At 72.4% G+C, this 20321-nt stretch carries 16 protein-coding genes; 7 read left to right on the top strand and 9 right to left on the bottom strand.

Annotated features, from left to right (window positions below):
• Nucleotides 1-9 precede the first annotated feature (9 nt).
• Both DEI99_RS04905 and DEI99_RS04900 read right to left on the bottom strand, forming a co-directional pair.
• Nucleotides 10-663, bottom strand: a complete 654-nt coding sequence (locus DEI99_RS04905; protein ID WP_111043028.1) for a spermidine/putrescine ABC transporter substrate-binding protein — start codon at nt 661-663, stop codon at nt 10-12.
• Nucleotides 664-1275: 612 nt separating this feature from the next.
• The gene (locus DEI99_RS04900) at nt 1276-2220 is read right to left on the bottom strand and encodes a DUF3097 domain-containing protein (RefSeq protein WP_111043000.1); all 945 of its coding nucleotides are present in this window, start codon (nt 2218-2220) and stop codon (nt 1276-1278) included.
• Nucleotides 2221-2299: 79 nt separating this feature from the next.
• On the opposite strand from DEI99_RS04900, the gene DEI99_RS04895 reads away from it, so the two are divergent.
• The 7 genes from DEI99_RS04895 (at nt 2300) to DEI99_RS04865 (ending at nt 10648) form a co-directional block, all read left to right on the top strand.
• Entirely contained in the window at nt 2300-3352 is a 1053-nt protein-coding gene (locus tag DEI99_RS04895) for a zinc-binding dehydrogenase (RefSeq protein WP_111043001.1), read from the top strand.
• Between the two features lie 181 nt (nt 3353-3533).
• On the top strand, nt 3534-4775 hold the full coding sequence (locus DEI99_RS04890) for an ROK family transcriptional regulator (RefSeq protein ID WP_111043002.1): 1242 nt from the start codon (nt 3534-3536) through the stop codon (nt 4773-4775).
• Nucleotides 4776-4986: 211 nt separating this feature from the next.
• Nucleotides 4987-6327, top strand: a complete 1341-nt coding sequence (locus DEI99_RS04885; protein WP_111043003.1) for an extracellular solute-binding protein — start codon at nt 4987-4989, stop codon at nt 6325-6327.
• On the top strand, nt 6327-7367 hold the full coding sequence (locus DEI99_RS04880) for a carbohydrate ABC transporter permease (RefSeq protein ID WP_220037186.1): 1041 nt from the start codon (nt 6327-6329) through the stop codon (nt 7365-7367). Before DEI99_RS04885 ends, DEI99_RS04880 begins: the two co-directional genes overlap by 1 nt.
• The gene (locus tag DEI99_RS04875; protein ID WP_111043004.1) at nt 7367-8260 is read left to right on the top strand and encodes a carbohydrate ABC transporter permease; all 894 of its coding nucleotides are present in this window, start codon (nt 7367-7369) and stop codon (nt 8258-8260) included. The genes DEI99_RS04880 and DEI99_RS04875 overlap by 1 nt, the downstream gene beginning before the upstream one ends.
• Nucleotides 8261-8267: 7 nt before the next feature.
• Complete coding sequence (locus tag DEI99_RS04870) at nt 8268-9572, top strand: 6-phospho-beta-glucosidase (protein ID WP_111043005.1); 1305 nt, start codon at nt 8268-8270, stop codon at nt 9570-9572.
• Nucleotides 9573-9646: 74 nt separating this feature from the next.
• Nucleotides 9647-10648 carry an N-acetylglucosamine kinase gene (locus DEI99_RS04865; RefSeq protein WP_284180952.1) on the top strand — a complete coding sequence of 334 codons (1002 nt, stop codon included), beginning with the start codon at nt 9647-9649 and terminating at the stop codon, nt 10646-10648.
• A gap of 162 nt (nt 10649-10810) precedes the next feature.
• On the opposite strand, the gene DEI99_RS04860 is transcribed toward DEI99_RS04865, so the two are convergent.
• The 7 genes from DEI99_RS04860 to DEI99_RS04830 all read right to left on the bottom strand — a co-directional run bounded on the left by DEI99_RS04860 (nt 10811) and on the right by DEI99_RS04830 (nt 20287).
• A complete protein-coding gene (locus DEI99_RS04860; RefSeq protein ID WP_258369652.1) occupies nt 10811-11533 on the bottom strand; it encodes a methyltransferase domain-containing protein in 723 nt (240 codons plus the stop codon).
• Nucleotides 11530-12669, bottom strand: a complete 1140-nt coding sequence (locus DEI99_RS04855; protein WP_111043006.1) for a type III polyketide synthase — start codon at nt 12667-12669, stop codon at nt 11530-11532. The genes DEI99_RS04860 and DEI99_RS04855 overlap by 4 nt, the downstream gene beginning before the upstream one ends.
• Before the next feature lie 96 nt (nt 12670-12765).
• Nucleotides 12766-14271 (bottom strand): Asp-tRNA(Asn)/Glu-tRNA(Gln) amidotransferase subunit GatB, encoded by a 1506-nt coding sequence (gene gatB, locus DEI99_RS04850; protein ID WP_071263276.1) that lies wholly within the window; start codon nt 14269-14271, stop codon nt 12766-12768.
• Nucleotides 14271-15818 (bottom strand): Asp-tRNA(Asn)/Glu-tRNA(Gln) amidotransferase subunit GatA, encoded by a 1548-nt coding sequence (gene gatA, locus DEI99_RS04845; protein WP_111043007.1) that lies wholly within the window; start codon nt 15816-15818, stop codon nt 14271-14273. Before gatA ends, gatB begins: the two co-directional genes overlap by 1 nt.
• Nucleotides 15815-16114: an Asp-tRNA(Asn)/Glu-tRNA(Gln) amidotransferase subunit GatC gene (gene gatC, locus DEI99_RS04840; RefSeq protein WP_071263282.1), complete on the bottom strand. Its 300-nt coding sequence runs from the start codon at nt 16112-16114 to the stop codon at nt 15815-15817. Before gatC ends, gatA begins: the two co-directional genes overlap by 4 nt.
• A 255-nt stretch (nt 16115-16369) precedes the next feature.
• Nucleotides 16370-18730, bottom strand: coding sequence for a transglycosylase domain-containing protein (locus DEI99_RS04835; RefSeq protein ID WP_284180951.1), 2361 nt, complete (start codon nt 18728-18730; stop codon nt 16370-16372).
• A 231-nt stretch (nt 18731-18961) separates the two neighbouring features.
• Complete coding sequence (locus DEI99_RS04830; protein ID WP_111042861.1) at nt 18962-20287, bottom strand: alpha/beta hydrolase; 1326 nt, start codon at nt 20285-20287, stop codon at nt 18962-18964.
• Nucleotides 20288-20321: the final 34 nt, after the last annotated feature.

Below are 20321 nucleotides of genomic sequence, written 5' to 3'. Positions count from 1 at the left end.
GCGGCCGGGTCAGAAGAGCCCGGACCGCGCCCCGTCGTCCGGGCCGTCGAAGCCGCGGAACATGTCGGACACCAGCGCCTCGATCTGCGGCTCGACCAGTCGTTCGACCGCCTCGGCGATCCGCGGACGGTGGTCGATGAGCGCCAGGCACACCGCGGTACCGGTCGACCGCGCGCACTCGTCGGACAGCGCGATCTCGTGCCGGAGCGCCGCCTTCGCCTCGTCGGACAGCGGCTCGCGCGGCGTCTGCTCGGCGGCCCCCGTGCCGGTCAGCTCGTCGAGGGTGAACAGGAACGGTTCGCCCGGCGACGGCTCGGGGTCGACGTCGAGTCCCTGGAACTCCGGCGAGAGCCCCTCGGCCGGCTGGTACCCGGCGTGCCGCTTCCGCGCCGCCGCCCGTTCCAGTTCACGCTGCAGCAGCGGCAGGTTCTTCGCCGTGTAGTCGTCCACGGCCTCCTCGATGATCGTCGAGATCCGACCGATCAGGGCGTGCTGGACGGCGTGCGGGACGTCGGGGCCGAAGCCCGCGGCACTCGCGATCGGCGACCCGGTGCACTTCCGGCAGATGCGGGTCCGCGGCCGGGCAGTGCCGATCTGCCACCGCGGCAGCCACCGCAGCCAGACGTCGACCGCGCCGCGCACGCGTCCGTCGATGCCGTCCATCCCTCAACGATACGGAGCACGGCCCCCGATCGCGCCCCGCCATCCCGCACGAGCGGGCGGAATCGTCCCCCACGACGCCCCCCGCACCCATCGAATGGGCCCGCTCACCCGAACGGGCACGAACGCCGCCCCGCACGCCCCTCGAACCCAGCGCCCGAGCCCGTTCCCGCGAACGGGCGAAACGGTCCCCTGTCCGCCCCGCGCACCCACCGGATTCCCCGCTCACGCCGACGAGCGGAACCGCCCCCGCGCAGGACCGCACCCCCGCGCAGGACCGCACCCCCGCCCGTCCCGCACGTTCACCGAACGGGCAGAAACGCACACTCCCGCGAGCTCACACCCACCGAATCCGCCCGCTCACGCGAACGGGCGGAAACACACACACGCACGGTCCCCACACCCACCGCATCCACCCACTCACACGAACGGGTAGAACCGCACACACGCACGACCCCACACCCACCGCATCCACCCGCTCACGCGAACGGGCGGAAACGCCCCCACACACGACCCCCACACCCACCGAAAACGCCCGCTCGCGCAGCGCTCGGGCAGGACGGGAGGCACGGGTCGCCACGAGCGCCCGGCCCGCCACGCCGACGGGGCCGGGTGTCAGCCCTGCGGCTCGGTGACGAAGTCGATGAGCTCCTCGACACGGCCGAGCAGCTGGGGCTCGAGGTCGGCGAAGGTCCGCACCTGCCCGAGGATCCGCTGCCACGCCCGGGCGATGTCAGCCTGCTCGGCGTGCGGCCACCCGAGCGCCTGGCAGATGCCGGCCTTCCACTCGATCGAGCGCGGGATCGTCGGCCACTCCCGCAGCCCGACGCGGGCCGGCTTGACCGACTGCCAGACGTCGACGAACGGGTGCCCGACGACGAGCACGTGCGCGCCCCACCTGCCGCGCATCACCGCGTCGGCGAACCGGGACTCCTTCGACCCGGGCACCAGGTGGTCGACGAGCACGCCGACGCGGCGCTCCCGCGACGGGCGGAAGTCGTCGAGCACGTCGGCGAGGTTGTCGACGCCGGAGAGTTCCTCGACCACGACGCCCTCGACGCGCAGGTCGGCGCCCCAGACCTTCTCGACGAGTTCGGCGTCGTGCTTGCCCTCGACCATGATCCGGGAGGGCAGGGCCACCCGGGCACGCTGCTGCTCGACGGCGAACGACCCGGACGCGGTGCGCAGGCGACCACCGCCGGACGCCTGCCGCACGGCGGGCGCGGCCCCGGGCCTCCAGTCCGCGTGGACGGAACCCGGCGAACCCGGTGCGCCGGCAACGGCTGCGGCAGACCGGCCGACCGGCGCCTGCGGGCGGCCGAGCGTGACGAGTTCGCCCTCGAGCAGGAACTGCCCGGTGAAGGGGAAGGAGCGGGTGCGGCCCTTCCAGTCCTCGAGGGCGACGTTGCCCGCCTCGAGCCCGACGACCGCGCCGGCCCAGCCGGAGTCGGGGTCCTCGAGCACCATGTCCCGTTCGAGCGGCACCTGCCGCACCTTCTTCACGCCCTTCGAGCGCCAGTCGCCCGAGAGCACATCACTGCCGTACCGGTCCTCGTCCACCCGCACGAGAGTACTGTCGATGCGGCCCCGGACGAGGACGACCGGCCGATCCCAGCACCCCCCGACGGAAGGCACGTCCGTGCGCGCAGCAGTCATCCACGCCCCCCGCGACATCCGCGTCGAGGAGCGCGACCAGCCCGGCATCCGGCTCCCCGGCGACGCCGTCGTCCGGGTCGTCGCGGCCTGCGTCTGCGGCTCCGACCTCTGGCCCTACCGCGGTGTCCGCGACACGAAGGAGCCCCGCGCCATCGGCCACGAGTTCGTCGGTGTCGTCGAGTCCGTCGGCGCCGAGGTCAGCGGCCTGGCAGCGGGCGACTTCGTCATCGCGCCGTTCACCACGAACGACGGCACGTGCCAGGCGTGTGCGCACGGCATGACGAGCGGGTGCGACCACGGCTCCACCTTCGGCGTCACGCCGGACGCCTACGGCGAGCCGCTCGGCGGCGCCCAGGCGGAGTTCGTCCGCGTGCCGGACGCCGCCGCGACGCTCGTGCGGGTGCCGGGCCCGGTGGACGACGACCTCGTCCCCTCGCTGCTGACCCTGTCCGACGTGTTCTCGACCGGTCACCACGCCGCCGTCTCGGCCGAGGTCGGCCCCGGCAAGACCGTCGTGGTCGTCGGCGACGGCGCCGTCGGGCTGTCCGCCGTGCTCGCGGCGAAGCGTCTCGGTGCCGAGCGCATCATCGCGATGAGCCGGCACGCCGACCGGCAGGCGCTCGCGCGCGAGTTCGGCGCGACCGACGTCGTCGAGACCCGCGGCGACGAGGGCGTGCAGGCGGTCCGCGACCTGCTCGGCGGCGACCTGGCCGACTGCGCCCTCGAGGCCGTCGGCACCGCGGAGAGCATGGACCAGGCCCTGCGGGTCGTCCGTCCCGGCGGCAACGTCGGGTACGTCGGCGTGCCGGCGGGCGACCCGGAGCTGCCGATGCCGTTCCTGTTCGCGAAGAACATCACGGTCGGCGGCGGCATGGCCCCGGCCCGCGCCTACATCCCGGAGCTGCTCGAGGACGTGCTCGCGCGTCGCATCGAGCCCGGCAAGGTGTTCGACCTCGAGCTGCCGCTCGACGACGCCGCCGAGGCCTACGCCGCCATGGACGAGCGCCGCGCGATCAAGGTGCTGCTGCGCCCGTAGCGGCGCGCGCAGAGACGCAGGTCCGGCCGGACGGGCGGGAGGCCCGTGGCGATGTCGCCACGGGCGTCCCGTCCGTCGGCGGTCCCGGTCCGGGACCCGCACGTTTCGCGGAGCAGAACGCGTGTTACCGATCGGTAAACAAACCTTTCAGTAAACAACGTTGTCCGTTACAGTCCTCGACATGACCACACGAGGACGCACCCCCGGCCAGCCCGGCCTGCTCCGTGTGCTGAACGACCGGGCGGCCCTCGAACTGCTGCTCGACGGCGGTCCGCTGACGCGCAACGAGATCGCGCAACGCACCGGCCTCAGCAAGCCCACCGCGGCCGAGATCATCCGTCGGCTCGAGTCGGCCGACCTCATCCGCCCGGCGGGCACCGACACCCAGACCGGGCGTCGGGGTCCGAGCGCCGTCGTGTACGAAGCCATCACCGACCGCGACCTCGGGGTGGCGGTCGACGTGCAGCTCGTCGACGTCCGGTCGACCGTGGTGGACGCCGCCGGCCGCACGTTCCCGGTCGCCACCCACCGCATGTCCGACGCCGAGGTCCGCTCCCCCGGGTCGGACATCGTCGCCGCGGCGATCTCCCGCGCGGCCGCTGCGGCCGGTGTGGACCCCGAACTCGTCACCGCCGTCGCGGTGGGCGTGCAGGCGAGTGTCGACCACGCAACGGACACCCTGATCTTCACCGACGGCCTGCCCGGATGGCCCCGTGAGCAGGTGTGCGCGACCCTGTCCGCCGAGCTCGGCGTCCACGTCGTCGTCGAGAACGACGCCAACCTCGCCGCCATCGCCGAACGCAACATGGGGGCCGGTCGGGCGCCCGGGTCGTTCGCCCTCCTCTGGATGGCCGAGGGCCTCGGCATGGCCCTCGACCTGCACGGCCACCTGCACACCGGGGCCTCCGGCGCCGCGGGTGAGATCGGCTACCTGAGCGTGCCCGCCGACGCACGCTCCATCGACCCGACGGCCACGATCGTCGCGGACCTCATCTCCGAGTCCGCCGTCATCGCCCTGGCCGCCGAGCACGGGATCACGGCACCGGACGGCACCGCCGCCGACTGGCGCCAGGTGCTCCCGCAGCTGCCCGGCCTGCCCGAGCAGCACCCCTTCACCGTCGCCCTCGGCGAGCGCGTCGGGCACAACGTGCTCCCCGCCCTCGCCGTGGCTGATCCCGAGACGGTCGTCCTGCACGGCCCGACCGGGATCGCTGGTGGCCCCGCCCTGGCCGCCGCCGTGACCGCATGGCTCCGGACCCGCTCGCGCTGGTCCACCGCCGTGGTCGCGCCCGGCGTCCCCGACACCCCCGTCCTGCACGGTGCCAGACACGTCCTCATCGACGTCGTCCGCACCGCGCTCGCGGACCGACTCGAGCGCATCAGTGACGATGCCCCGACGCCGGACCCCGTCGAGCGCCCCTGAACCGTTCCACCCGCACCACTCGAGGCACCATCACCCAGCCCTGTCACAGGGCTCTTCGTCGCGCCCGGGAACGGACGGGACCCGGCAACGAGCAGCACCCGGCAACGGGCGCCACTCGGCAACGAGCAGCACCCGGCGACGGGCGCCGCTCGGCACCGGGCACCGGCCGCGACCGCGACGCGGCGGAGCGAGATCAGAGAGCGAGTCCCGCATGTCACTCCCCAGTCCGAAGTCCCGGCGGATCGTCACCGCCGTCGCCGTCGCTGCGGCCGGCGCACTCGTCGTCGCCGGCTGCAGCTCGGGTTCGAGCGCCGAGAGCATCGACGAGAGCGCCCCGAAGGAGCTCAAGGGCACCGTGTCCCTGTGGCACTTCTTCACCGGCCGCGAAGCCGGCGTGGTGAAGACCGCCGTCGAGGGCTTCGAGAAGGCCAACCCCGACGTCACCGTCGACATCCACGCCGGCCAGGACGACGAGAAGCTGCAGAAGGCGATCTCGTCCGGGCAGAACATCGACGTCGGGCTGTCCTACTCGACCGCCATCGTCGGCAGCTTCTGCTCGTCGGGTGCCTTCCGCGACCTGTCGCCCTACATCGAGCGCGACCAGGTCGACCTGTCGGACATCCCGAAGGCCGTGCAGTCGTACACGCAGTACAAGGGCACCCGGTGCACGCTGCCTGCCCTCGCCGACGTCAGTGCGCTCATGTACAACAAGCCGCTGCTCGAGAAGGCCGGGATCGACTCCCCGCCGAAGACGCTCGACGAGCTCAAGACCGACGCGCTGAAGCTCACGACGTACAACGCCGACGGCTCGATCAAGCAGCTCGGCTTCAACCCGCTCGTCGACTTCTACGAGAACTCGCCCGAGCACTGGGCGCCGATGGTCGACGGCTCGTGGTTGGACGAGGACGGCAACAGCGTGATCGGCACGTCCGACGCCTGGAAGCGGCTCATCACCTGGCAGAAGGACTTCGTCGACGAGATCGGCTACGACAAGCTCAAGGCCTTCACGTCCGGCCTCGGCCAGGAGTTCGCGGCCGACAACGCGTTCCAGACCGGCCAGGTCGCGATGCAGATCGACGGCGAGTACCGGACGGCGTTCATCAAGGACCAGAAGCCGGACCTGGACTACGGCACCGCGCCGACCCCGGTGATGGACGGTCTCGGCAACTACGGCTCGACGTACATCGCCGGCAACGTGGCGGGGATCGCGAAGGGCTCGAAGCACCCCGAGCTGTCCTGGGCACTCCTGAAGTACCTGTCGACGAACACCGACGCACAGGTCACCCTGGGCAACGGACTGAAGAACATCCCGACGCTCACCTCGGCGCTGGAGTCCCCCGGCCTCGAGGTCGACGAGAACTACAAGACCTTCGTCGACGTCGCGGGCAACAAGGACACCATGACCTCGCCCGGCACCGCCGACGGCGCCGCGTACATCGGCACCTTCACGAAGTTCTGGCAGGCGTACCAGCAGAAGGGCGGCGACCTCGACGCCCAGCTCGAGAAGCTCGACTCGGACATCGACAACGCCAACCAGCTGGCTGGTCCGTGATGAGCGTCACCACCGGGACGACCGGCCGGGAGGCGCGGCTCGCCCGCGCCGCCCGGCCCACTGACCCGACGGGGTCCGGTCCGGTGCCCCCGACCGCTCCGCGACGTCGGCCCCGCTCCGCGGAGTCCCGGCGCCGCCTGGTCGCGCTGACGATGCTCGCGCCGGCCCTGGCGGGCCTGGTGGTCTTCTTCGCCTACCCACTCGTCGCGTCGATCTTCTACTCGTTCACGCGCTACAACCAGCTGCAGGAGCCCGAGTTCGTCGGGCTGCTGAACTACCGGTTCCTGTTCACGCAGGACCCGCAGATCGGCCCCGCGGTCGTGAACACGCTGTGGTTCGTCGTCATCCTGGTGCCGGTCCGGATCGTGTGCGGGCTGCTGGTCGCCGGGCTGCTGTCGCGGGCCCGCACCGCCACGGGCTTCTGGCGGACGCTGTTCTACCTGCCCGCCCTGGTGCCGCCGGTCGCGAGCGTCGTGGCGTTCGTGTTCCTCTTCAACCCGGGAACGGGGCCGGTGAACCAGATCCTGCGGGTCTTCGGCGTCGACGGGCCGCTGTGGTTCAACGACCCGGCCTGGTCGAAGCCCTCGCTCGTGATCCTGGGCGTCTGGGTGATGGGCGACATCATGATCATCTTCCTGGCGTCACTGCTCGACGTGCCGCGCGACCTGTACGAGGCCGCGTCGCTCGACGGTGCGAACGGCGTCCAGCAGGTCCGGCACATCACGCTGCCGACGATCGCCCCGGTGATCGGCTTCGCCGCGGTGACGGGGGTGATCGCGGCCCTGCAGTACTTCACCGAGGCCGCGGTGGCGTCCGGGGTCGCGTCCGGCAAGGCGACGATCGGTGGCGGGACCGCAGCACAGCTCGGCTACCCGGGCACCTCGCTGCTCACGTACACCGAGCTGCTCTACCAGCACGGGTTCGCGAACTTCCAGTTCGGCTACGCGTCCGCGATGGCCGTCGTCCTGTTCGTGGTCACCGCCGTGGTGCTCGTCCTCACGATGCGCCGCATCTCCGTCTTCCGACCCGAGGAGTCCTGATGACCGCCGTGTCCCAGTCCCCGCTCGCCCGGGCTCCCCGCGGTGCGGCGTCCGGCTCCGCCCGCGGTCCGCGCCGCAGCCTGCTGGTCTGGATCGCCGAGCACGCCGCGCTCGTGGCCCTCGGCGTGCTGACCATCGCGCCGATCGTCTTCGTGGTCCTGACCTCGCTCATGTCGAGCAACCAGGCACTGACGGCGTCGATCGTGCCCCGGCCGTTCGACTTCTCGAACTACGCGCGGGTGTTCACCGAGCTGCCGCTCGCGCAGTGGTTCGGCAACTCGTCGATGTACGCCGTCCTCGCGACCGCGTTCATGCTCGTCAGCTCGGTGCCGGCGGCCTACGCGCTCGCTCAGATCAAGTTCCGGGGCGCGAACCTCATCTTCACCGTGATCATCGTCGCGATGCTCCTGCCCCCGCAGGTCACCGCGGTGCCGGTCTACGTGATGTGGTCGCACCTGCACCTGACCGGCACCCTGTGGCCGCTCATCCTGCCGAACCTGCTCGGCGACGCGTTCAGCATCTTCCTGCTCCGGCAGTTCTTCATGACGATCCCGAAGGAGTACGGCGACGCCGCGCGGATGGACGGCTGCAGCGAGTGGGGCGTGCTCTGGCGGGTGGTCGTGCCGATGGCGCGCCCCGGCATCGCCTCGGCGGCGATCTTCATGTTCTTCCACTCGTGGAACGACTACTACGGCCCGCTCCTGTACGCGTCCGAGAACCAGGCGGCCTGGCCGGTGGCGTACGGACTCGCGACGTTCCGCGGGCAGCACGGCACCGACTGGTCGATGACGATGGCGATGACCGTCGTCGTCATGGTCCCCGTCGTCATCATCTTCTTCTTCGCACAGAAGGCATTCGTCGAGGGCATCGCGCTCACCGGCGTGAAGGGATAGCACCACAGTGAAACTCGCAGTCATCGGTGGCGGATCCACCTACACCCCCGAACTCGTGGACGGCTTCGCGCGGCTCCGCGACCAGCTCCCCATCGACGAGCTCTGGCTCGTCGACCCCGACCCCGTCCGTCGCGAACTCGTCGGCGGTGTCGCGAAGCGGATGTTCGCCCACGCCGGCCACCCGGGCACGATCCACGTCACGGACGACGTCGTCGCCGGGGTCTCGGACGCCGACGCCGTCATGTTCCAGCTCCGGATCGGCGGGCAGGCCGCCCGGCACCAGGACGAGACCTGGCCGCACGAGGCCTGCTGCATCGGGCAGGAGACCACCGGTCCCGGCGGGTTCGCGAAGGCGCTCCGCACGGTGCCCGTCGTGCTCGAGTACGCGTCGCTCGTCAAGCGGTACGCCAAGCCGGACGCGTGGATCGTCGACTTCACGAACCCGGTCGGCATCGTCACCCGGGCCCTGCTCGAAGCGGGGCACCGCGCGGTCGGGCTCTGCAACGTCGCGATCGGGTTCCAGCGGCGCTTCGCGAAGGAGTTCGACGTCGCTCCGTCGGCCGTCCGCCTCGACCACGTCGGTCTCAACCACCTGACGTGGGAGCGCGGCGTCCACGTGACGGACGACTCCGACGAGCGCGACGTCCTGTCCGAGCTGCTCGCTGCCGACACCGGTGCCCTCGACCGGATGGCGGAGAGCGTGCACATGCCCGCCGACCTCATCCGACTGCAGCACGCCGTGCCCTCGTACTACCTGCGCTACTTCTACAGCCACGACGTCGTGCTCGAGGAACAGCTGCACGCCCCCACCCGGGCCGAAGCGGTGATGGAGACCGAGCAGGCCCTGCTCGCGAAGTACGCGGACGAGTCCGTCGTGACGAAGCCGGCCGAGCTCGAGCAGCGGGGCGGTGCGTACTACTCCGAGGCCGCGATCGACGTGCTGTCCTCGATCCTCGGCGACCGCGGCGACGTGCAGGTCCTCAACGTCCGGAACGACGGCACGTTCCCGTTCCTGCCGGACGACCACGTGATCGAGGTGCCGGCCCGGGTCACGCGCCAGGCGATCACCCCGCTGCCGGTGTCCCCGCTCGCCCCGGACATGGAGGGCCTGGTGTCCCACGTCGCCGGGTACGAGCGGCTCGCGCTCGACGCCGCGGTGCACGGCGGCCGTGACCGGGTGCTCCGCGCGATGTGGGCGCACCCGCTCGTGGGGCAGGTGGACAAGGCGGAGCAGCTCACCGACCTGCTCCTGGCCGCGAACGCGGACCACATCCCGTGGGCGCGATCGGAGCACGTGACGTGGGCGGGCTGAGCCGGACCGGCGAGGCGGGCCCGGCGCGAGCCTCCCGTCCGCCCGCTCCGGACCCACCGGACGCGACCGACGTCGTGCTCGCCGTCGACGGGGGCGGGAGCAAGACCGACGTCGTCGCGATCGCGCTCGACGGGACCATCGTCGGGCACGCGCGCGGTCCGGGCTCGAACCCGCAGACCCGGGGGTGGGACCTCGCCGGCCCGATCCTCGACGACGTCCGTGCACGGGTGGTGGGCGAGCTGGGCGAGCGACGCATCCGCACCACGCACGTGTACCTGGCCGGGCTCGACCTGCACGACGAGCTCGTCGCGGCGACGGCGGCCCTCGCGCACTGGGCCGACGACGGTGGCGAGCCGCACGTGCTCGACAACGACCTGTTCGCGCTGCTGCGGGCCGGCACCCTGTCGCCCGACGCAGCGGCCGTGGTGTGCGGCACCGGGATCAACGCCCTCGCGGTACGGGCCGACGGCACGACCGCACGGTTCCCCGCCATCGGCGACGTCTCCGGCGACTGGGGCGGCGGCGCGTGGCTCGGCAACCGGGCGCTCTGGCACGCGGCGCGGGCCGACGACGGCCGCGGTCCGGCGACGGCGCTGGTCGACGCGGTGCCGACGGCGGTCGGCCTCCGCAGCGTCCGCGAGGTCACCGAGGCCATCCACTTCGGCCGTCTCGACCAGCGCGTCTTCAACCGGCTCTGCCCGGTGCTGTTCGACGTGGCCGGAGCCGGTGACGTCGTGGCCCGGAGCGTCGTGGAGCGCCAGGCGGAGGAGATCGTCCTGCTCGCCGCGGTCGCACTCGAGCGGTTGGGCCTCGCTGGTTCGGCGACCGAGTCGGTACCCGTGGTGCTCGGCGGCGGCGTGCTCGCGGCGCGGCACCCCTTGCTCGTGGACGGTGTCGTCGGTGGGCTCGCTGCCCGGGTGCCGGGAGCGGTGCCGACCTGGGTGACCGATCCCCCGGTGCTCGGCGCGGGGTTGGCGGCGCTGGAGTCGGTCGGCGCCGAGGACGCCGCGCTCGAGCGGTACCGCGAGGCCGTGCGCTCCCGCGCCTTCGCGAGCACGACCACGCTGATCCACTGATCCACCGCCCCGCTGACCCACTACCCCGCTGATCCGCTGATCCGCTGCCCGCTGCCCCGTGCGGCACGGCGCAGCCGGCACCCCCGCACGCCGCGTCGCGCGGGGATGCCACGCGCCGCGGGACCCCGTCACCGGTCCCGGCTGTCGGAGTGTCCGTGCCCCTCAGGCGTCGCGGACGGCCAGCACCCGGTGCGGCGCCACCCGTTCGGCCCGCCACCCGCCGGGCAGTGCGTCGCGAAGCTCGTCCAGGGTGAAGGACCGGCGGATCGACCGCAGGCCGTCGACCCGCACGAAGGTGCCGGCCGACACCAGCGGCGACGCCAGCGCGTAGGCCCCGTACGCCGAACGCGACCGGCGGATGTCCGAGTGCACGCTGCGGCTCGTCGCGAGTGCCGCGGAGTCGGCGAGGAACCCGGCCCGCTCGTCGTCGCCCAGGTGGTGCAGCACGTGGTTCGACACCACGACGTCGAACCGCTCCCCCGCTGCCACCAGCTCACCGCTCGACTGCTGCCGGAAGGTGACGCCACGCGGCGCCCGTCGGCTCGCCGCGTCGATCGCCCGCGGGTCCGGGTCGACCCCGACGACCTCGACGTCGAAGCCGTCGCTCGCCGCCCACCGCACGACGGCGCGCGCCAGGTCCCCGCCGCCGCAGCCGAGGTCGAGGACCCGAGCACGGCCGTCCACCGGCAGCGCCGGCACGATGTGGGTCCTCCACGCCGAACGCCAGCCGCTCACCAGGGCGTTGACGAGCGCGAAGCGCCGGAAGGTGCGCGCGAGGACGCGCGGGTCGCAGTCCGGGTCGTCCATCAGCTCGGTCAGGTCGAGCGCCCGGGAGCGCAGGTCGACGGCCGAGTGGGCCGGGTCGGCACCGCCGCGACGACTCACGCCGTGCCCGTGGTCGCGACGGGGACCCGCACCGGTTCGACCACGGGCGACGCCTCGGTGCGCACCGCGGTGAGGCGTGCACTCTCCACGGTCAGTCCGGGCCCGAAGGCGAGTGCGACGACGGCACCGCCGTCGGTCAGGCCCGCGTCGACCGCGTCGCGGAGGACGAACAGCACGGTGGCGCTCGACATGTTGCCGTGGTCGCGCAGCACCCGTCGGCTCGACACCATCGCGCTGTCGGGCAGGCCGAGCGACTCCTGCGCACGGTCGAGGATGGCGCGGCCGCCGGGGTGCACCGCCCACACCGGCACGTCGGAGGCCGCACCGCCGCCGAGCAGCGACTCCACGGCCCGCGGCACGTGCAGGCCGACGAGCTTCGGCACGGCCGTCGACAGGACCATCTCGAAGCCCTCGTCGCCGATGTTCCACGCCATCTCCGACGCGCCCTCCGGCACCACGGCCGTCGCGAACGCTTCGAACCGCAGGCCGGCGCCGTCGCGTGCGACGACCGCCGCGGCGGCTCCGTCCCCGAAGACGCTGTTCGCGACGATCTGGTCGGGGTCGTTCGACGCCCGGACGTGCAGGGTGCAGAGCTCGCCGCAGACGACGAGCACGACGGCGTCCGGGTCCTGGTCGACGAAGGCCGCGGCGATCCGGAGCGCCGGGAACGCGGCGCAGCAGCCCATGAAGCCGATGTGGTGCCGGAAGACCCCTGCCGGCAGACCGAGCTGGTCGACGACGCCGATGTCCGGCCCGGGCTGCGTGAACCCGGTGCACGACACGGTCACCAGGTGCGTGACCGACGAGGGGGCGATGCCCGCGCGGTCGACGGCGTCGCGTGCGGCGGCGACGAACAGCGGCGGCGCGAGCTCACGGAACCGGTCGTTGCGCGTGCCGGTCGTCGGGGAGCGCAGGGTCCCGTCGTCGTCGCGGAAGGCACCGCCGCCGCGCGTGGAGTCGAGCTCTTCGAGCACGGTGTGCCGTCGGTCGACCGCCGAGCCGTCGAAGGCCGCGGGGACGAGCCGCTGTCCGAGGCGACCGAGGTCGGGCTGCGCCGCGAACAGGTCACGCACCCGCGGCTGGTCGAGGGTCGTCTCGGGGACGGCGGTACCGATGGCGCGGATCGTTGCGGACACGACTCATCCTGTCACCGGGTCGCTGACGCGTCCCCAGGATGCACGGGAGGCGCGGTGCCAGCTGGCACCGCGCCTCCTGTCCGTCGTCGGTGGCGACTACGACTGCTGCGCGCGCTCCAGGACGAGCTCGCGCACGCGGGCGGCGTCGGCCTGGCCCTTCATCGCCTTCATCACCGAACCGATGATCGCGCCGGCGGCCTGCACCTTGCCGTCGCGGATCTTCTGCAGGACGTCGGGCTGCGCTGCCAGGGCCTCGTCGACCGCTGCCGTGAGCGCCGAGTCGTCGGAGACGACCTTGAGCCCGCGGGACTCGACGACCTGCGCCGGCGAACCCTCGCCCGCGATGACGCCCTCGAGCACCTGGCGCGCCAGGCGGTCGGTCAGGTCGCCGGACTCGACGAGCGCGATGACCTCGGCGACGTGCTGCGGCGACACCAGGTCGCCGGGGGCGGCGTCCTGCGCGTTCGCGACACGGCTGATCTCACCGGTCCACCACTTGCGCGCGGCCTGCGGTGCGGCACCTGCGGCGACCGTCCCCTCGACCTCGTCCAGCAGCCCGCCGTTGACGACGTCCTGGAACTCGAGGTCCGCGAAGCCCCACTCGCCCTTGAGACGACGACGCCGGGCCACCGGGGCCTCGGGCAGGGACGCACGGAGCTCCTCGATGAGGGCGGGGTCCGGCACCACGGGCAGCAGGTCGGGCTCCGGGAAGTAGCGGTAGTCGTCGGCGTCGGACTTCGGACGGCCGGACGACGTGCGGCCGGTGTCCTCGTGCCAGTGCCGGGTCTCCTGCGTGATCGTCCCACCGGCGGCGAGGATCGCGGCCTGGCGCTGGATCTCGTAGCGGATCGCACGCTCGACGGCGCGGAAGGAGTTGACGTTCTTCGTCTCGGTGCGGGTGCCGAGCTTCTCCTGGCCGCGGGGGCGCAGCGAGATGTTCGCGTCGCAGCGCAGGTTGCCGCGCTCCATGCGGGCCTCGGAGACACCGAGCGCACGGACGAGGTCACGGATGACCTGCACGTACGCGGCACCGAGCTCGGGGGCGCGGTGCTCTGCGCCGACGATCGGCTTCGTGACGATCTCGACCAGGGGCACACCGGCGCGGTTGTAGTCGACGAGCGAGTACTCGGCGCCCTGGATGCGACCGGTGGCGCCACCGACGTGCGTGAGCTTGCCGGCGTCCTCCTCCATGTGGGCGCGCTCGATCGGGACGTTGAAGATCGTGCCGTCGGCGAGTTCGACCTCGACCTCGCCCTCGAAGGCGATCGGCTCGTCGAACTGCGAGACCTGGTAGTTCTTGGGGTTGTCCGGGTAGAAGTAGTTCTTCCGGGCGAACCGCGACGACTCGGCGATCGAGCAGCCGAGCGCGAGCCCGAGCTGGATCGAGTAGCGCACGGCCTGCTCGTTCACGACCGGCAGCGACCCGGGCAGACCGAGGTCGACGGGCGTGACGTTCGTGTTCGGCTCGCCACCGAAGAAGTTCGGAGCGTCCGAGAACATCTTCGTCTTCGTCGCGAGTTCGACGTGCACCTCGAAGCCGAGCACCGGCTCGTAGCGCTCGAGCGCCTCGTCGAAGTCCATGAGCGCGTCCTTCTGCGCCATCAGATCACACCTTCCTGCGCAGCGGACTGCTGAGACTGGTCGAGGTCCGGGATGCTGTCGATGAGCGGGCGACCCCACTGCTGTTCGAGCAGCCGCTCGAGGGCGGCGCCGTAGCGGTAGAGCCGGGCGTCCTCGCGCTGCGGTGCCATGAGCTGCACGCCGACGGGCAGCGAGTCCTCGGGGGCGAGGCCGTTCGGGATGCTCATGCCGGGGACGCCGGCCAGGTTCGCCGGGATCGTCGTGAGGTCGTTGAGGTACATCGCCAGCGGGTCGTCGATGCGCTCTCCGATCGGGAACGCCGTCGTCGGGGCCGACGGGCTGATGAGCAGGTCGACCTGCTCGAACGCGGCCTGGAAGTCGCGCTGGACGAGAGTGCGGACCTTCTGCGCCGAGCCGTAGTAGGCGTCGTAGTATCCGGCGCTCAGGGCGTAGGTGCCGAGGATGATGCGGCGCTTGACCTCCGGGCCGAAGCCGGCCTCGCGCGTGGCCGCCATGACGTCCTCGACGGTGGCACCGTTCTCCGGCGTGACGCGGAGCCCGAAGCGCACCGAGTCGAACTTGGCGAGGTTCGACGACGCCTCGGCCGGCAGGATCAGGTAGTACGCGCTGATGGCGTACGCGAACGACGGGGCGTCGATCTCGACGACGACCGCACCGGCCGACTCGAGCAGGGCCACGGTCTCCTGGAAGCGCTGCGTGACGCCGGCCTGGAAGCCGTCGCCGCCGGCGAGTTCCTTCACGACGCCGACCCGCAGGCCGCGGAGCGTGTCCGCCTGCAGGCCTTCGCGGGCCGCAGCGGCCATCGAGGGCCAGGCGTCCGGGATCGAGGTGGAGTCGCGCGGGTCGTGCCCGCCGATGACGTCGTGCAGGAGCGCGGCGTCGAGGACCGTGCGGGAGACCGGACCGACCTGGTCGAGGCTGGACGCCAGCGCGATCGAGCCGTAGCGGCTGACCCCGCCGTACGTCGGCTTCACGCCGACCGTGCCGGTCACGGCACCGGGCTGCCGGATCGACCCACCGGTGTCGGAACCGAGGGCGAGGGGCGCCTCGTGCGCGGCGACGGCGGCTGCGGAGCCACCGCCGGAGCCGCCGGGGATCCGGTCGAGGTCCCACGGGTTGTGCGTGGGGCCGAACGCCGAGAACTCGGTGGTCGAGCCCATCGCGAACTCGTCCATGTTCGTCTTGCCGAGCGGCACCAGGCCGGCGGCACGGAGCTTCGCGACCGGCGTCGCGTCGTACGGGGGCACCCAGCCCTCGAGGATCTTCGAGCCGGACGTGGTCGGCATGTCCTGCGTGCACAGGACGTCCTTGACCGCGATCGGCACGCCGGCGAGGGGGCCGAGGTCGTCGCCCGCCGAGCGGCGCGAGTCGATCGACTTCGCCACCGCGAGGGCGTTCTGGTTGACGTGCAGGAAGGCGTGCACGTCGCCGTCGACCGCGGCGATGCGGTCGAGGTGGGCCTGCGTGGCCTCGACGCTGGAGACGTCGCGCGCCACGAGGGCGTCGGCGAGCGCCGCGGCGCTGAGGCGGGTGATGTCGTCGGTCACTGCTCTTCTCCCAGGATGGCCGTCACACGGAACCGTTCGCCGTCGGAGTCGGGCGCCCCGGAGAGCGCCTGCTCCTGGGTCAGCGTCGTGCCGACCACGTCGGGGCGGAAGACGTTGCCGAGCGGCACGGGGTGGCTCGTCAGCGGGACGTCGTCGGTCGCGACCTCGGCCACACGGGCGACGCTGTCGACGATGTGCGACAGCTCCCCGGTCAGCTTCTCGATCTCGTCGGGCGTGAGTGCGATACGTGCGAGGTTCGCCAGGTGGGCGACCTGCTCGCTCGTGATGTCAGGCATGGTGCTCCGTCGATCGGTTCGTGGAATGCGGACCAGTCTATTGCCGACCCCGCGTCACCACCGCGCAGTCCCGCCCGCCTGTGGAGAACCGACCCGCGGCCAGCGCCCCGACCGACGCACGACCCGCACTCAGGGCCCACGCCGAGTGTCCGCGCCGAGCACCGGCACGACGACCAGCGCCGGACCCGCGCCGGACCTGCACCGCACCGACCGCGGGCCGCCCACCGGACCGGCACCGGGCCTCCCGGCCGGGCGTCAGTGCCGACCGCGAGCCGCACCCGGTGCGGCAGGTGCCGCCGTCGCAGGAGCAGCCGGAGCAGCGGGGGCGGCAGGGGCGGCAGGGGCAGCGGTCGCCGCAGGCGACGGAACAGCCGACGCACCGGACGCACGCGACCCACCGGACCCCGCGGACGCGCCCGACGCGGCCGACCCACCGGCCCCCGCCGCCGCACCGGACGCCTGCTGGGCCGCGGACCCGCTCGACGCGTTCCCGATCATCGCCGGGTCCGGAGCCGGCAGCGCTCCGCCGCCGACGGCACCGTCGAGGTAGGTCATCATCGCCTTCCCGACCCCGAACTTGGCGCTGTACCCGGTCGTGCCGCGCGGGAACGGGACCTGCGCGAGCGACACCGCGTTCTGGACGTTGCCGATCCAGGTCGCGTTCGTGTACTTCGTCGTCGAGGCGACCAGCCAGTTCTGCACGTCGCCGTCGGTGGTGCCGGTCTTCGCGAACTTCGGGACCGCGTCGCCGGGGTTCGCCAGCGCGGCGGTGCCGGACCCGCTCAGGACCCCCTGCAGCGCGTAGTCGACGGTGCCCGCGACGTCCGCCGCGACCCCTCGGGTGCAGGACGACGGCGTCGGCGTGATCGCGGTGCCGTCGGCCTCGGTGACCGAGTCGATGGCGATCGGGGTGCAGACGATGCCGCCGTTCGCGAAGCCGGCGTAGGCCTCGGCGAGGTCGATCGGCGACAGCTCGTTGACGCCGAGGATCGACGACGGGGTCTGGCCGAGCGGTGCGCCGTCGGCGCGGTGGATGCCCATGGACTGCGCGAGCTGGGCGATCCGGCACAGGTCGAGCTGCTTGCCCATCTGCGCGTACGCGGTGTTGATCGACTCGGTGGTCGCGGCGGCGACGGTCATCGACGCGGGCACGGCCTCGGCGTTCGCCACGTTCCAGACGCCGCCGGCCACGTTCTGGCAGCTGTTCGTGAACTCGGCGTTCTCGAACTGGTGCTCGGACGTCGTGACGGAGTCGGACAGCGTGTGCCCGCTCGCGAGCCACTCGGCCAGCGTGAACACCTTGTACGTGGAGCCGGTCTGGAACCCGCCGGAGTTGCCGGAGGCGGCGTCGGCGCTGTAGTTCACGGCCGTCGTGCCGGGCGTGGTCGTGTCGGCCTGCGTGTAGGCCGTGTTCTGCACCATCGACATGATCCGACCGGTCCCCGGCTCGACGGTGACGTTCGACCCGCCGAGGTCGACCCCCGCCATCGTCGCCGGGACGTAGGTCGACAGGGCGTTCTGCGCCTGCGCCTGCACGTCGAGGTCGAGCGAGGTGTGGATCTGCAGGCCCTTCGTGTCGAGGGTGGCGATGCGTGCGGCCGCGGTCCTGCCGAAGGCGGGGTCCCGGAGCACCTGGTCGCGGACGTAGTCGCAGAAGTAGCCCGCGTCGAACTTCGTCGCGGCGGTCGAGCAGCCGTTCGCGGTCTCGGTGATCCTCGGCGTGACGGGCGTCGCGATCGCCGTCGTCATCTGTGCCGTCGTGATCGACCCGTGCGCCTGCATCCGGCGGAGCACGTAGTCGCGGCGCTCCTTCGTCGCCGCGTACCCGTCCGCCTGCCCGTTGTCCCGGTCAGCGGGCCGGTCGATGCGCAGGTTCGACGGGTTGTTGAGGATCGCGACGAGCGTGGCCGACTGCACGAGCGACAGGTCCGCCGCGTGCACGCCGAAGTAGTACTCCGCACCGGCCTCGGCGCCGTAGACCCGCCCGCCGAGCCCGACGATGTTGAGGTACCCGGTCAGGATCTGGTCCTTCGTGTACTTCTTGTTGACCGCGATCGCGTACCGCATCTCCTGCAGCTTCCGCTGCGGGGTGACGCCGGCGGCGTCCTGGTAGCACGCGGCCACCTTCGCCTCGGTGGCGGCCTGGTCGCTGCCGGTCAGCTGCTCGCACTGCTGCACGAGCACGTTCTTGACGTACTGCTGCGTGATGCTCGACCCGCCCTGCACGTCCCCGCCGACGACGGTGGCCGCGGCACCGCGGACCGTGCCGAGCAGGTCGATGCCGCCCTCGTCGTAGAACCGCGGGTCCTCGGTGTCGATGGCCGCCTGCTTGAGCGAGTCGGCCATCTGGTGGGACGTCACGTTCGTGCGGTTCTCGGCGTAGAAGGACGCGATCTTGACCTGCTTGCCGTCCTTCGTCGCGTAGACCGACGAGACCTGCTGCGGGGTCTGCACGTCGAGGTAGCTCGGCAGGTCCTCGAAGAACGCCGCCGCGCCCGACGCGCTCTCGCCGGCGACGGCGACCGCGGGCGTCAACGCGACCGTGACGAGCATGCCCGCCAGCACCGACATCACCACGAAGACCAACAGGGCCCCAGGCCAACGCACCACTCGCATGGGTGCACGGTAGGCAGGCGGGCTGGAACCGTTCTGCCGTGGAACGAGTGCAGGCTGCGGCGGCGCACAGGTTGCCGTCCAGCCACCGGTCCGAGCGGCCCGCGATCCGCGCGGGCTCGCCGATCCGGTCGGGATGCCCGGCGCGGCCCCGGCACGTCGGCCGCGGGTCACGATCCGGTCACGTCGCGGGTGCCCGCAGCCCGGTGCCGGCCCGCGCACCGGTGCGGTCCGTCAGTCGCGGGGTTGCAGGTCCTGCGGACGGACGAGGAACACGTCCGGCGAGACCGTGACGCCGTCGCCGCGCGACGATCCGCCCTGCGCCTGGTCGCGCACGACGTCCCCGCGCCCGACCCCGATGAGCGCGACGTCGTGCAGCGAGGCCGTGCCGGGTTTCAGGTAGTCGTTGTGGCCGACCGGTCGTCGGAACACCGCCGTCGTGCCCTGTCCGTGCGTCGCGGTGCGGAGGTCGAGGACCGTCGCACCGAAGGACGCCTCGCCGGGGTCGGTGCCGAAGTACCCGGAGCCGGCGATCGGGTCGCTGTGCGCGCTGCCGACGAAGACCTGCCCGTGCGGCACGGCGAGGTCGGACGCAGAACGGACGTCGCTGCCCGGCGAGCCGAGCACGGTCAGGGTGTCGGCGCTCATGCGCCCCGAGGTGAGCGCCATCATCGCCGTCGTCGACCCGTACGAGTGCGCCACGAGGTTGAGCCGCGGCTGGTCGCCGTCCCGCACGTGGCGCAGGCCGTCGACGGCGCGCTCGAGCCGGCCCGCCCCGGTCTCGGCGAGCTGCAGCGACAGGATGTTCGACAGGTCCGGCGTGCGGTACCCCATCCACGCGACGACCGCGACTCCCGACCGGTCGCCGTGCACCGCGAGCGGGACCAGCGACGCCTGCTCGGCGGCCAGGTCGTTCGCGGTGGCGGTGAAGTCGACCATCTGCCCGGACACCGTGAAGAACATGCCCGGCACCACCAGGGTCACGTCCGTCGCGGTGTCGAGGTCACCGATCGCGATCGCCGCGCGCCCCGGACCACGGGTGTCGAGGGTGACGAGGAAGCGCTGCGGATCGCCGGGCTGCTGCACGAGCGACTCCCGGACCTTGCCGAGCATCCGGACCGTGGCGGACCCGTCGTCCCCGTCGGCCGCCGCGAGCGCGCGGTCCAGCGTGGTCCGGTTCGCCCGGTCGCGCACGGCGTACGGCACGCCCTCGAGGTTCCCCACCACCGCCGGCGCGGTCTGCTCGACGTACTGCCGCGCACCGTCGCCGAGCCCGGCCCACCACCGGATCACGTCGACCGCCGACGGCGGGTCGTCCTGCACGGTCGCCACCAGGCGCGCGTCGTCCTGTGCGTGCCGGAGGTCGGCCGGCGCGAGCGCGACGAGGTCGTCGAGCATCCGGCGGCCGTGCGCGGTCGCCGCGTCGTCGGCGGTGACCGGGGCGACGGGCGCGACGGCGACGACCGCTGTCGGCGGCGGGGTCGGAGGCACGTTCGGTGTCTCGACCACTCCGAGCGAGTGCATCGAGGCGGTCAACAGCGCAGCAGCGACGAGCAGCATTCGGGTCTCCCCCGGGAAGGCCTTCCCGCCGGCT

The organism is Curtobacterium sp. MCLR17_036 (genome assembly GCF_003234445.2).
In the GTDB taxonomy this organism is placed as follows: domain Bacteria; phylum Actinomycetota; class Actinomycetes; order Actinomycetales; family Microbacteriaceae; genus Curtobacterium.
This window is presented reverse-complemented; position numbering and strand designations above follow the sequence as displayed.